General features: G+C 35.4%; 10 protein-coding genes. 4 read left to right on the forward strand and 6 right to left on the reverse strand.

Translation table 11 applies throughout. The features are described from left to right. Window positions 1-24: 24 nt before the first annotated feature. Window positions 25-2,523 (reverse strand): L-rhamnose mutarotase, encoded by a 2,499-nt coding sequence (locus ACTJIW_RS03480; RefSeq protein ID WP_440715501.1) that lies wholly within the window; start codon window positions 2,521-2,523, stop codon window positions 25-27. 433 nt (window positions 2,524-2,956) lie between these two features. Between ACTJIW_RS03480 and ACTJIW_RS03485 the strand changes: the two genes are divergently transcribed. Then, window positions 2,957-4,639, forward strand: a complete 1,683-nt coding sequence (locus ACTJIW_RS03485; RefSeq protein ID WP_121360850.1) for a glycoside hydrolase family 28 protein — start codon at window positions 2,957-2,959, stop codon at window positions 4,637-4,639. A gap of 13 nt (window positions 4,640-4,652) precedes the next feature. Beyond that, window positions 4,653-5,843: a pectate lyase gene (pelA, locus tag ACTJIW_RS03490; protein WP_440715500.1), complete on the forward strand. Its 1,191-nt coding sequence runs from the start codon at window positions 4,653-4,655 to the stop codon at window positions 5,841-5,843. A gap of 219 nt (window positions 5,844-6,062) precedes the next feature. Here pelA and ACTJIW_RS03495 read toward each other — a convergent pair whose 3' ends face one another. From ACTJIW_RS03495 to ACTJIW_RS03515, 5 genes are all read right to left on the reverse strand, one after another. Then, a complete protein-coding gene (locus ACTJIW_RS03495) occupies window positions 6,063-6,896 on the reverse strand; it encodes an amidohydrolase family protein (RefSeq protein ID WP_440715499.1) in 834 nt (277 codons plus the stop codon). Between the two features lie 6 nt (window positions 6,897-6,902). After that, window positions 6,903-7,700, reverse strand: a complete 798-nt coding sequence (locus ACTJIW_RS03500) for an SDR family oxidoreductase (protein WP_440715498.1) — start codon at window positions 7,698-7,700, stop codon at window positions 6,903-6,905. 317 nt (window positions 7,701-8,017) lie between these two features. Further along, window positions 8,018-9,031: a zinc-binding alcohol dehydrogenase family protein gene (locus ACTJIW_RS03505; protein ID WP_440715497.1), complete on the reverse strand. Its 1,014-nt coding sequence runs from the start codon at window positions 9,029-9,031 to the stop codon at window positions 8,018-8,020. A 215-nt stretch (window positions 9,032-9,246) separates the two neighbouring features. After that, window positions 9,247-10,101, reverse strand: a complete 855-nt coding sequence (locus ACTJIW_RS03510; protein WP_121360845.1) for a fumarylacetoacetate hydrolase family protein — start codon at window positions 10,099-10,101, stop codon at window positions 9,247-9,249. 141 nt (window positions 10,102-10,242) lie between these two features. Then, entirely contained in the window at window positions 10,243-11,007 is a 765-nt protein-coding gene (locus ACTJIW_RS03515) for an SDR family NAD(P)-dependent oxidoreductase (RefSeq protein ID WP_440715496.1), read from the reverse strand. Between the two features lie 324 nt (window positions 11,008-11,331). Here ACTJIW_RS03515 and ACTJIW_RS03520 point away from each other — a divergent pair, with 324 nt between their 5' ends. Together ACTJIW_RS03520 and ACTJIW_RS03525 are read left to right on the forward strand one after the other, a co-directional pair. Beyond that, window positions 11,332-12,480 (forward strand): ABC transporter substrate-binding protein, encoded by a 1,149-nt coding sequence (locus ACTJIW_RS03520; RefSeq protein WP_440715495.1) that lies wholly within the window; start codon window positions 11,332-11,334, stop codon window positions 12,478-12,480. Beyond that, complete coding sequence (locus tag ACTJIW_RS03525) at window positions 12,477-13,619, forward strand: CaiB/BaiF CoA transferase family protein (protein ID WP_440715494.1); 1,143 nt, start codon at window positions 12,477-12,479, stop codon at window positions 13,617-13,619. The genes ACTJIW_RS03520 and ACTJIW_RS03525 overlap by 4 nt, the downstream gene beginning before the upstream one ends. Window positions 13,620-13,696: the final 77 nt, after the last annotated feature.

The following is a 13,696-nucleotide window of genomic DNA, read 5'->3' on the forward strand; positions in this document are numbered from 1 at the left end:
AATCGTTAATCTTAATTCTTAAATCTATACTTTATTTAAAAATATCCAAGTTTCGTCTGGTTTTGCACCTTCAATTCCGCTTTGGTATTTTTTCATTAAGGCATTCCAATCGTCTACACGAGGATTGTTTTGTGTTGTCTTTGGATTTAGTTTATCCAGATTTTCTCCTTTCGGAATACTGATTACCAAGATCAATTGTCTGTCTTTTTTGAAAACCTGCAATTGCTGGAAATCGGCATTACAGAAACCTTTGGCAACTTCTGGCCATTTTTCGAATTGTGTTTTATGATACTCTACATATTCTTTTTGCAGTTTTTCATCAGCTGGAAGATTCGCTGTTAAAACCACATTTTCCCAATCTGATGCTGGTTTTGAATCTTTACATCTTTCGAAATTTTGGAAATCGTAAACCAAATCATCATAGATTTTAATTTCTAAAGAAGGAAAAGCACCTGCCAGTTTTCGTTTCGTTCTTTCGGGCTGATTCATTTTTCCGTAAATCACCAAATGATTTTTCCATTGGTACAATTCCTGACCTACAATTCTAAATCCGGTTAAAGTCGATTTGATTTTTTCGATATCAAAATCAGAACCTATCAATTCAATCGCATATGGTTTTGGCATTTCCTGCAATCCCCATTTTTCATCGATTACGACTTCTTTTTCTAAATCTTTATAAGGTGCTCTGATTCCCGCAGCATCTTTTATTTTAGTGCTTACATACGGATCATTATGTTCCCAAATATTTCCTTTTGGACCGTTATGGTTTTTTAGGATTTTCTTTTCGGCAATCCAGTTGTTTTTAATTGTAAAACCTTCGCTTCCTTCATCGGTATATAAATACAGCCATAAAAACGGATCGTGCGCGTATGGACTATTGTAAACTTTGTCAATATAATTTTCTTCGATTCGGCTTCCTGGTTGAGCCGAAAGCGTATAAATTCCAGCAACATCATGTAAATGTTTCGCATAATGATGAATTTTATTTCCTAGAATTTTATTGTTCTGCATCACGTTTGGCGTGTGCGTCCAGCCCCATCCCATTGCCATTCCAGAGTAGGATACATCCGAAATTTCATTGTGTTCAATCGTAATATTTCGAACAAAACCTGCGCTGATTCCCAAGGTTCCCCAATCTTCATTGGTTACGTTGGTGATTAAATTATCAGCAATTATTTCATCAGAACACATTTCTCTTTCATCTTTTATGATTAAAGGCAAATGCGCTTCAAAAGCTTCTTCGGAGAAAATTCCAACATTGATGGCACTTCCTCCAATATCTTTAAATAAATTTCCTTTTACAGTATTATGATTTGTTCCTTTATTTAAATCTAAACCAGTCGAAGCCAAATGTTCAAAACGGCAGGATTCAAACTGAATATTATTAGCATAATTTACTTCAACCGCTCCGCGAGGTCTTCCCACCCAAGCTTGATTTTCTAAATTCACCTGATTTGGCGTTCCTGGCTGTTTCAATTTATATGCATCTAATAAATATAAACCTGACTGCAACGGCACATGACCTTGCTGCGAAGGACGAAGCCAGTTGCTGTATTGAAACGAAATTCCTTTAAATTGAAAATGATGAACAGGAGAATCGATTGTTCCTTTTACTTCAACCAGATTTTCTAAAACAGGCACAGTTACAATTGCTGAATTAATTTCTTCTCCGGCTCTTGGAATATAATAGATTTTAGCATTTTTCTTGTCTAAATACCATTCTCCTGGTTCGTTTAAAAGCGAAAAAGCGTTGTTTAAGAAATAAGCCGAATTTCCGTTGTTTTTAGAAATCCACGGAGCAGGCCACGGATGTTCGCTTTGAATACGGCTTTCTGGTTCTTCAAACGAAAGTTTTGCGCTGTCTTTTTGAACTTCGATATTTTTGATTCGAAGATTAGCGTTTGACCACCATTGTACGATAAACATTTCCATTCCCGGCTCAAACTTTACCGATTTATCCTTAAACGGAATCCAGCAAGTTTGCTCCTCATGATTCCACGATAAAATACGCTCCATTGTAGTTCCAGCGGTATTTTTGGCTCTTACTGCTTTTTTACCATTTACCCATAATTGTCTGTAATCAATCAGACTTCCTGCTTTTTTAGGTGCATCTGCCACCCAAACTGATCCTTTTTTCAGTCCGTTGATAACGGTTGTCGATTTTATCCAATTTTTAATTTCGATTCCACCGCTTATAATTGGTCTTGCATTTACATCGGCTTCAATTGTTGTCGGGCTTTCTGCTGTTCCAGAATCTTCAGGACGCACAAATAAAGGTTCATTTAGGTAATACATTCCGTTCATTACTATGATTCGAATTCCGTCTTTAATAGATGGATCTTTTAAACGACGAAGTTCTCTGGCTTTTCGCATTGCCATGTGAACCGTTGCCAGCGGATTTGATTTTGTTCCGAGGTTTGAATCTTTTCCTGATGGCGAAACCCAAATTTCAGCTCCACTTGCCGAAAGTGTGAATACCAGTATAAAAACAATCAGTAATTTGTTGAAGGAAATTAAATGCATTATTTATAGTATTGATTTTTTTCTTGAGATAAAATTACGAGGCATTAATTAAAAGCGCTATAATTTTTACAAATAAATGTATTTTTAACACTTTTACCAAATAACTGGGACAATTTAAAAGAATATAAAATGACAAGCATCCTGTACCCTCCTGTAACAGTAAGCTTTGCATTCTTTTTTAAGCTAAAAAAAGAGATAATGATTTTAAACCATTCCTCATTAAAAAAATCAAATTCACAAAAAATCTGTTATAATTAAATCAAAAATGTCATTTCGTAATATTTTTTTAATAGATTTGTGTAATCGATTACATTATTAGATTATCCATTTTATCAGAATATTTTTATTCATGAAACAAAAAATTAACTAATAAAAAATCGACTCAGCATCAAAAAATACTCAAAAAGTAAATTTTAATCATAATACAATACGAATGAAAACTAACCTAACTAACCTTTTCTGCACAGCACTGACCATTCTGGCAGCAAGCTTTTCTGTACCGGTTTTGGCACAAAAAGCGTCTGATACTTACAAAGACATTGAATTTAAAATGACCAAAATCAAAGAGCCGGTTATTCCTAAAAACAGTGTAAACATAAAAGATTTTGGTGCGGTTAACGGTGGTTATGTTTTAAATACGAAGGCTTTCGCCGATGCTATTGATGCTGTTTCTAAAAAAGGCGGCGGAAAAGTTATTATTCCTCCGGGAATCTGGCTTACTGGTCCAATCATTCTAAAAAGTAATATCGAATTACACGCTGAAAGAGGCGCTTTAATAAAATTTTCTACAGACAAATCTTTATATCCTATTATCGAAACTAATTTTGAAGGACTAAATACCTGGCGATGCATCTCTCCTATTTATGGTAAAAATCTTGAGAACATTGCTTTTACCGGAAATGGTGTTTGGGATGGTTCTGGAGAAGTTTGGAGACAGGTTAAAAAAAGTAAGTTGACAGAGAGCCAATGGAAAAAATTTGTCAGTTCAGGCGGGGTTTTAAACAAAGACAAAACAAGCTGGTATCCATCTGAAACTTTTATGAACGCTTCTAAAGGTGCTGATCAAAACGTACGTCCGGATTTAAAAACAAAAGAAGAATTTGAAACTATTCACGATTTTCTGCGTCCGGTAATGGTAAGTATTCAAAACAGCAAAAGAGTTTTATTTGACGGTCCAGTTTTTCAAAATTCACCAGCCTGGAATATTCACCCTTTTATGGTTGAAGATTTAATTGTGAGAAATGTAACGGTTCGTAATCCGTGGTATTCTCAAAATGGTGACGGTCTTGATGTAGAATGCTGTAAAAATGTTTTGGTTGAAAATTCAAGTTTTGATGTTGGTGACGATGCCATCTGTATTAAATCTGGAAAAGATAAAGACGGACGTGAAAGAGGTGTTCCGTGCGAAAATATCATTGTGAGAAACAATATAGTATATCACGGACACGGCGGCGTAACGGTTGGAAGTGAAATGTCGGGAGGTGTAAAAAACCTGCATGTTTCAAATTGTACTTTTATGGGAACTGATGTTGGTTTGCGTTTTAAAAGTGCACGCGGAAGAGGTGGTGTTGTAGAAAATATCTTTATTTCAGATGTTTTTATGACTGATATTCCATCGCAGGCAATTTCTTTTAATTTGTATTATGGAGGAAAATCTATTGCTGAAACTTTAGAAGAAGGCGGAGACAAAATCGTTAATAAAGCAATGCCTGTAACGGTTGAAACGCCTCAGTTTAAAAATATTTCAATCAAAAACATTACGATCAAAGGTGCGCAGCAGGCAGTATTTTTACAAGGTCTTCCTGAAATGAATCTTGAAAATATCGAAATTTCAAACTTAACAGTTACGGCTGAAAAAGGTTTTTCTATTATTGATGCAAACGGAATTAAAATCACCAATGCGAAACTGGATATCGAAAACAGCAATGTATTTGAAGTTTACAATGTAAAAAATATGTCTTTAAAAGATGTTGAATTCAATTCTACATCTGCAAAAGCAGTAAATATAAATGGTGAAGGAAACGCAAATATAGAACTGGTTTCTTCTAAAAAATTAGATTTTTCAAAAACGACTACTCTTGGAAATGATGTTCCAAAAGGAGCTGTAAAATTTTAATCACAATTTCAATATGAAATTTATAAATAGTTCAAAAGCAGTTGTTGTAAGTCTTTGTGCTTTTTCGTTTCTACATTCGAATGCGCAGACTAACAAAGAAGAAAAATCAGTAATCAGCACCAAAGTTTTTACTGACGGCACCAACCATTGGTACCATATTAAAGACAAGACCAATATCGTAAATCCGATCCCGAATCAGCCTCAATATGCTGAGACAGATTATGCTAAAATTGCTGATAATATTTTGCTTTTTCAGCGCAATAATGGCGGATGGCCAAAGAATTACGATATGAAAGCAATTCTGACTCCAAAGCAAATCGATACGGTTATTAAAACTAAACCGATTCTGCATACAACTTTTGACAATGAAACGACTTATACGCATGTCAATTATCTGGCTCAGGTGTATACTTTGACCAAAGAGGCTAAATATAAAGACGGTGCATTAAAAGGAATTGGTTTTATTCTGGAAGCGCAATACGGCAACGGAGGCTGGCCTCAATATTTTCCTCTGGAAAAAGGCTACAGCCGACATATTACATTTAATGACGGCGCTTATATGGGTATCATGAATCTTTTGAAAAAGATTGTAAACAATGATCCTGATTTTGAATTTATAGATGCTAAAACCCGAAAAAAAGTAACGGCGTCTTATGAAAAAGGCATTGACTGTATTTTAAAAATGCAGATTAAAGAAGACGGAAAATTAACCGCCTGGTGTCAGCAGCATGATGAAATTACACTTTTACCAGCGTGGGCACGAAAATTTGAACCGCCAAGTATCTGTAATGCAGAAAGTGTTGATGTTGTGCTGTTTTTAATGGCAATTGATAATCCGAATGAAAAAATTATTGCTTCGGTGCAAGGTGCTGTAAAATGGTTTCAGGATTCTAAAATTTACAATACCAGAGTCGAAAGTTTTCAGGCTCCTGAAATGGAATCTAAATACAAAAAAATCACTAATGATGTTCGTGTGGTAACTGATACTGCTGCACCGCCAATCTGGACGAGATATTACGAATTAGGAACTCATAAACCTTTATTCTCAGACAGAAACAGTGAACTTTTGTATTCTCTTGCAGAAGTGAGCCGAGAGCGCAGAAGCGGTTATGCATGGTATACGGATAAACCGGAAAAAGCATTAAAAAAATATCCGGCCTGGCAGAAGAAATGGGATTCTGGAAATGATGTTTTGAAGAATTAGTTTTGTCATTGCGAGGAACGAAGCAATCTCACTAAAATATTCGACAAAGCTTGATATAGCAAATGTGATTGCTTCGTTCCTCGCAATGACATAGGACATCTAATTTAATTCTATCCTATATTTAACAAGTTTGCGTGTAAAATATATTTTGCCACAGATTAAAGGATTAAAATGATTTAAAAAATCTGTAAAAATCCTTTAATCTGTGGCTATAAAATTCTACTTTAAGCTATAAAATGAATTTGCATTTTCAAACCAAATTTTATTCTGGTCTTCGATAGAGAATTTCGAAATATAATCTTCTAGAGTTTTTACAACCTCATTATAATCAGAAGCTACATTGAGAACCGGCCAATCTGAACCGTATAGCATTTTATCTGCTGGGAAATTTTCAAAAATTACATCTAGATACGGTTTTAAATCTTCTGGTTTCCAGTTTTTCCAGTCGGCTTCTGTGACCATTCCAGAGACTTTACACCATACATTATTGTATTTTGCAATTTCTTCTATACCGCTTTTCCACGAATCTATACTGCCTGATTTAATATCGGGTTTTGCAATATGATCTATTACAAACTTTTGATTAGGAAAATCTTTTACCAAACTTATTGCAGCTGGTAACTGACGATGAAAAATGAGAATATCATACGTAAAATCAAACTCTTTTAAAGCCGAAATTCCGCTGCGGAAATCTTCTCTAAACATAAAATCATCGGCTTCACCTTGTACAACGTGTCGGAATCCTTTAATGGTTTTATTCGAAGAAAAATGACGTAAACGATCTGAAATATTATCTGCTCGAAGATCAACCCAGCCAACGATTCCTTTTATAAAATCATTTTTTGAAGCCAGATCTGCAAGGAAATGGGTTTCGTCTTCAGACTGACTTGCCTGAACTGCTACACAACCCGAAAATTTGTTTTCTTTAAGCAGAGGCAATAAATCTTCCGGAAGGAAATCTCTTTGAATTTTCGACATACTTTCATCAATCCAGCTGTCTCTAACGGGATCAAATTTCCAAAAATGCTGATGAGAATCAATTCGGTTATTCATCCTGAATTAGTTTACATCGTTGATTAAAGCACGATCTAAATGCACGTAACCGCCATCTACAAAAACAAATTGTCCTGTAGTATGAGATGAACGATCAGAAATAATAAAAAGAGCCGTATCTGCAATTTCTTCTGTTTTGGTCATTCTGCCTTCAAACGGAATACTTTTGTTGATTTTCTTTAGAACGGTTTCTCCATCTGCCAAAGTTTTAATCCAGTCTTCGTATGCAGGAGTATAACTTTCAGCAATAATAATAGCATTAGAACGAATTCCGAATTGGATTAAATCTACCGCCCATTCTCTTGTAAGTCCTAAAACGCCCCCTTTTGCTGCCGCATAACCAGAAGTTCCGCCCTGCCCTGTTAAAGCCACTTTTGAACCAATATTTAAGATATTTCCTTTTGACTCTTTTAAGTACGGAAGCGCGTATTTAACCAGCAAAAAGTAACTTACTACATTCAGTTTTAAAGAATCCATAAATTCCTCGTAAGAGGCATCCAAACCTGCACCGTCGTTTACACCAACATTGTTGATGACAGCGTCGATTCTTCCGTATTTTGCCGCGATTGTTTTTACAGCATTTTCGATTTCTACAGGATCAGTTACATCTGTCTGCACAAATAAAGAATCTATTCCTCTTTTTTGGAAAGCTTCCGCGTAAGCGAAACCTCTTGCATTTCTATCAACCAAAACCGGAATCGCACCTTCGTCTGCAATTCGATTAATAATTGTTTCTCCAATACTGCCTTCCTTTCCAGCTGAACCGGAAACAACGACAATTTTATTTTTTAAATTTAAATCCATTTTCGTGGTTATTAAAGTTTAATAATAGTTAGATTTTTTAAACACATAGACACATAGATTTTAAAATCGCTCAAAGACGTTTCACTTGCATAAATACACATAGCTATGTGTTAAGAAACTAGTTTCTTTTTATTCTCTTTTAAAAACAATAAAAATCTATGTTTCTATGTGTTTAAAATTTTTGCAGCATTTTTGCCATCCTGACGAAGGAAGGATCTCCGCGAGAAGCTCCATCTAGAAATTCGCCAATCTTTGTAGAGTTTCTTGCGAAGATTTCTCCTTCGTCGAAATGACAAACAGTACTTTACAATATACTCTTAATCTATCTCAATTAACGCTTTGATTACATTGTTTTTAGGATCAATTAATTGTCCAAAATCAGTAATCATTTCTGAGAAACTTGTTCTGTGCGTAATGTATTTTTTAGGATCGATTTTACCTTCTTTCAAACATTTCATTACATATTCAAAATCTTCAATAGTGGCATTTCGACTGCTCATTAAAGTAGATTCTCTTTTATGGAAATCCGGATGACTGAAACTCAATTCACCTTTTTGAAGCCCGACTAGAACAAATCTTCCGCCATGCGAAATATAATTGAAAGCACTGTTCATCACTTTTTGGTTTCCTGTAGCATCAATTACCACATTTGCCATATCACCGTTTGTTAATTCAGCCAGTTTTGCGGCTACATCATCGTTTAACGGATTGATGGTTTCATCAGCATTCAATTCGGTTTTACAGAAATTTAATCTGTAATCGTTTATATCCATTACGATCACTTTTGCACCTGCAATTTTAGCAAACTGAATCAGTCCAATTCCAATTGGCCCTGCTCCCATTACCAAAACCGTATCAGTTGACTTAACAGCCGCTCTTCGTATTCCGTGCGCTGCAATTGCCAATGGTTCAACCAATGCCAGTTCATCATAATCTAATCCCTGACCGTGAAGTAAATATTGTTCCGGAATCGAAACATATTCCGCCATTCCGCCGTCAATATGAACTCCAAAAACCTTAATATTTACACAGCAGTTTGTTAATCCGTTACGGCAGGCAACACACTTTCCGCAGTTGAAATACGGAATAAAAGTTACTTTATCGCCCGGTTTAAAACCTGCTGCATTTCCTTTTACATATTCTGCTGCCAATTCGTGACCCAGAATTCGAGGATATTCAAAATACGGCTGAGTTCCGCCAAAAGCGTGAATATCAGTTCCGCAGATACCAATTCTTTTTATTTTTAAAAGAACCTCACCTTCTTTTGGTTCGGGAATTTCTTTTTCTTTTAATTTAAATTCCTGCGGTTTTTCGCATACAATAAATTTCATCTTTGATTTTTTTAAAACTAACTCGCAGGGTACAATTCGTTTTTTTTTAAACACATTAGAAACATAGATTTTTTCCTTTTTAAACAAGAAAACTAAAATAAATGATACATCATTTACACATAGCTATGTTTGTTAATGCAAGTGAAACGTCTTTTTTAGATAAACAAAATCTATGTTCCTATGTGTTTAAAAAATTATGTCCAACGACTTAATAATTACTTTTTATACGCAACTGCAGTCTGTTTGCTTGTTCCCAAACCTTCAATTCCAAGTTCTACAACATCGCCTGCTTTTAAGTAAATTGGATCTGGTTTAATACCTAAACCAACTCCCGGAGGCGTTCCTGTACTAATGATATCGCCAGGAAGCAAAGTCATAAACTGACTTAAATAATGTACTAAATAAGGAATTTTGAATACAAGGTTTAAAGTATTACTGTCTTGGTATTTTTTACCGTTTACGCTTAACCACATCGATAAATTATCAACATCTTTTACTTCATCTTTCGTAGCCAAAAATGGCCCAAGAGGTGCAAATGTATCGCATCCTTTTCCTTTTGCCCATTGTCCGCCGCGCTCAATTTGAAATTCTCTTTCGCTGTAATCATTCAATAAAGCATAACCTGCAACATAGTCTAAAGCTTCTGCTTCTTCAACATAACTTGCTTTTTTGCCTACTACAAATGCCAGTTCCACTTCCCAGTCGGTTTTTACACTGTTTTTTGGGATAATTACATCATCATCCGGTCCGCATAAAGAAGTTGTTGATTTAAAGAAAATAATTGGTTCTGTAGGGATTGGAGCATTTGTTTCTTTACAGTGATCCACATAATTTAATCCAATGCAGATTATTTTCGAAGGTCTTGCAACAGGCGATCCTAAACGCACACTTGCATCAACTTCTGGTAAAGAAGGATTGCTTTCTAATGCTTTTTGTAATTTTTCTAAACCATTGTCTTCAAAAAAGCTTTCGTTAAAGTCTGAAACGATAGAAGAAACATCATATCTTTTTTCATTAATTAAAACTCCTGGTTTTTCTTTTCCGATTTCTCCAAAACGTATTAATTTCATTTTCTTATATATTTTAATTATTATTTTTTTAGGTTCTAAGGTGCTGAGCGGCTAAGGTTCTAAGTTTTTTTTTAGAGGTACTAAGTGGCTAAGATTCTAAGTCGCTGAGCTTTTTCTTAGCACCTTAGTATCTTAGCACCTTTAATTATTCAATTTAATAAATCCTCCGTCGATTGGGTAATCGCATCCGGTAATGAATCCTGCTTCTTCACTGCATAAGTATAAAGCAAGAGCGGCAATTTCGTCTGGTTTTCCCATACGGCCTATTGGCTGTGATTTAGAAAGTTTATCGAACATTTCTTCTTCTTTTCCAGCGTAATTTTTAGAAATAAATCCGTCCACAAAAGGCGTGTGAACTCTTGCCGGAGAAATAGAATTACATCTTATATTTTCACTTAAATAATCTCTCGCTACTGACAAAGTCATCGCCATAACAGCGCCTTTTGCAGTTGAATACGCAAAACGATCTGAGATTCCAACCCATGCCGCAATTGACGCCATGTTTAAAATTACACCGCCATTCGAAAGTCGGAATTGTGGGATTGCTGCAAACAAGCAGTTGTAAACTCCTTTTACGTTTACATCCATTACGCGGTCAAAATCAGCTTCAGAAGTCGTATCAACTTTTCCAACATTTGCTATTCCGGCGTTATTGATTAAGATATTGATATTTCCAATTTTTTCGAAAGTTGCCTTAACATCAGCCTGACTGGAAACATTACAGGCATACGAAAAAACGTTTCCTCCTGCATTTTTAATTTCGTCAACAGCATCCTGTGCACTTTCAATAGATAAATCAATAATATGAACTTCTGCTCCCTGTTTTGCAAACAAGACCGCAATCGCTCTTCCAATCCCGCTTCCGCCTCCTGTTATAACTGCTTTTTTATTTTGTAATGAAAACATTTTAAATGGTATTTAGTATTATAGAATTCAAATTAAGGCTTCGAACATTTTCTCTTGAATAATAAATGTAAAAAGCACAATTACAAATGTAATCGATTAAAACAATATTTGCATTTTATTTTTATACTAATATAATAAAATGATCATTCTTTAATAATTTATAACATTTTTTATTCGCTTTGTAAAAAAACTAGCCTAGTTTAAAAGTTTTATCAAAAAAATCAATGTAAAAAGTTACATTTTCTTGCCTAATTCAATCTTATTTCTAATTTTGTAATTGTAATTTTTACATTTATTATTTTCCATACACATAAATCAATACCAATGGCAGTATTAAAAGGCATAACGTGGAATCATACAAGAGGTTTATTACCAATGGTTGCAACGGCACAACGCTTTACCGAATTAAATCCTGATATCGAAATTACCTGGGAGAAAAGAAGTTTACAAGAATTTGCAGACGCTTCTATCGAAGACTTAGCAAAAAGATTCGATTTATTGGTAATCGATCACCCGTGGACAGGTTTTGGCGCACACACAAAAGCGATTCTTCCTTTATCTGATTATCTTCCGGCTGACTATATTAAAGATCAGGAAATAAATACAGTAGGAAAATCATACGGAAGTTATGTTTTTAGCAATAAATTATGGGCTCTGCCAATAGATGCTGCTACTCCGGTTGCTGCTGCACGTTTGGATATTTTAGAAAAAAAGGGGCTTGAAGTTCCTCAAACTTATGATGATTTATTGGCTTTAGCCAAAAAAGGACTGGTTGCCTTTGCAGGAATTCCTGTTGATGTTTTGATGAGTTTTTATATGTTTTGCTGCAGTTTAAGCGAAGCTCCGTTTCAGTCTGAAGAAAAAGTGATTTCTGTAGAAACAGGAAAAAAAGCTTTGCAGATGTTTCGCGAACTGGCTCAATTAATCGATCCGAAGAATTTTAACCGAAATCCAATTCACGTTTACGAAGCAATGGTTAATACAGATGAAATTGCCTACTGCCCTTTTGCTTACGGATATTCTAATTATTCAAGAGCCGGATACAGCAAAAACCTGCTTCATTTTTATGATTTGGTTAAGCTGAATAATGCGCCTATGATAAGTTCTCTTGGCGGAACAGGATTGGCTGTTTCATCTTTCAGTAAACATATTCCTGAAGCGATTCGTTATGCTGAATTTACAGGTTCGTCTCAAGTACAGCAGAATATTTTTGCTGATAACGGAGGTCAGCCGGGACATTTACAAGCCTGGAAAAATGACCGAATCAATTCTATAACCAACAATTATTTTAAAAATACTTTACCAGCTTTAGAAAGAGCTTTTCTACGACCAAGATATTCCGGACACATGTATTTTCAGGATCATGCGGGCGATGTAGTTCGTGATTATCTAATGAATGGCGGTGACGAAGAACTTGTTTTAGATGCATTAAATGCACTTTATGCTAAATCTTTAAAACTTCAAAATTCATGAAACCATTAGAAGGATTAATTGTATTAGAGTTCTGCCAGTTTTTGGCGGGTCCTTCTGCCGGATTAAAGTTAGCCGATTTAGGCGCGAGAGTTATTAAAATCGAGCGTCCCGTAAAAGGCGAAGCCTGCCGACAATTAAGCATTAAAGATCTTTTTGTGGATGACAGCAGTCTTTTGTTTCACACAATTAACAGAAACAAAGAATCTTTTGCGGCCGATTTAAAAAATCCTGATGATTTGGTTTTAATTAAGAAACTAATCGAAAAGGCTGATATTATGACGCATAATTTCAGACCGGGTGTAATGGAAAAAATCGGTTTAGATTTTACTGCGACACATGCTATTAATCCAAAAATAATATACGGAACCATAACAGGTTACGGCGATAAAGGCCCTTGGGCAAAAAAACCGGGACAAGATTTGCTTTTACAGTCACTCTCTGGCTTAAGCTGGCTGAGCGGACGAAAAAGTCAGGGCCCCGTTCCGTTTGGTCTGGCTGTCGCCGATTTGATGTGCGGCAATCATTTTGTACAGGGAATTTTAGCTGCTTTATTAAAAAGAGCCAAAACCGGAAAAGGCGTTTTGGTTGAAGTGAGTTTACTGGAATCTATTTTGGATGTTCAGTTTGAAGCAATTACTTCTTTCTTAAATGATGGCGGACAACAGCCGGAACGAGGCGATATTAAAGGAAGCGCACACGCTTTTTTAAGCGCGCCTTACGGAGTTTATAAAACACAAGACGATTATATTTCACTGGCAATGGGCGATTTACTTTTTATAGGAAATACGCTTGGAGTTGATTTAAATCAATATGCTGCCAAACATCTCTGGTTTGAAAAAAGAGATGAAATCAGAATTCTTTTAGCCGATAAATTAGCAGAACAAAAAGCAGATTATTGGTTAGAATTGCTTCAAAAACAAGGCATTTGGGCAGGAAAAGTTCTCAATTATGAAACTTTAGACCAACAGCCATTTGTTAATGAATTGAACTTAAAACAAACCGTAAAAAATTCTGACGGCGAAACTTTGGTTACAACCCGAAGTCCCATTCAGCTTGACGGTAAAATTTTAAGCAGCACAAAAGCAGCTCCAAAAGTGGGCGAAGATAATGCAGTAATACACAAAGAGTTTATTCAGTAAACTGTTGAATCTTTGAATAGTTGATTCGTTTAATCGTGTTGAACAAAACGACGAATTAACGAATTAACGATTAAACA

The sequence above is a fragment of the Flavobacterium sp. 22659 genome (genome assembly GCF_052044235.1).
Lineage (GTDB): Bacteria > Bacteroidota > Bacteroidia > Flavobacteriales > Flavobacteriaceae > Flavobacterium > Flavobacterium johnsoniae.

Coding starts and splice junctions, on each gene's coding strand:
- ACTJIW_RS03480 (WP_440715501.1), bottom strand. CDS start 2,523: ATGCATTTAATTTCCTTCAACAAATTACTGATTGTTTTTATACTGGTA.
- ACTJIW_RS03485 (WP_121360850.1), top strand. CDS start 2,957: ATGAAAACTAACCTAACTAACCTTTTCTGCACAGCACTGACCATTCTG.
- pelA (WP_440715500.1), top strand. CDS start 4,653: ATGAAATTTATAAATAGTTCAAAAGCAGTTGTTGTAAGTCTTTGTGCT.
- ACTJIW_RS03495 (WP_440715499.1), bottom strand. CDS start 6,896: ATGAATAACCGAATTGATTCTCATCAGCATTTTTGGAAATTTGATCCC.
- ACTJIW_RS03500 (WP_440715498.1), bottom strand. CDS start 7,700: ATGGATTTAAATTTAAAAAATAAAATTGTCGTTGTTTCCGGTTCAGCT.
- ACTJIW_RS03505 (WP_440715497.1), bottom strand. CDS start 9,031: ATGAAATTTATTGTATGCGAAAAACCGCAGGAATTTAAATTAAAAGAA.
- ACTJIW_RS03510 (WP_121360845.1), bottom strand. CDS start 10,101: ATGAAATTAATACGTTTTGGAGAAATCGGAAAAGAAAAACCAGGAGTT.
- ACTJIW_RS03515 (WP_440715496.1), bottom strand. CDS start 11,007: ATGTTTTCATTACAAAATAAAAAAGCAGTTATAACAGGAGGCGGAAGC.
- ACTJIW_RS03520 (WP_440715495.1), top strand. CDS start 11,332: ATGGCAGTATTAAAAGGCATAACGTGGAATCATACAAGAGGTTTATTA.
- ACTJIW_RS03525 (WP_440715494.1), top strand. CDS start 12,477: ATGAAACCATTAGAAGGATTAATTGTATTAGAGTTCTGCCAGTTTTTG.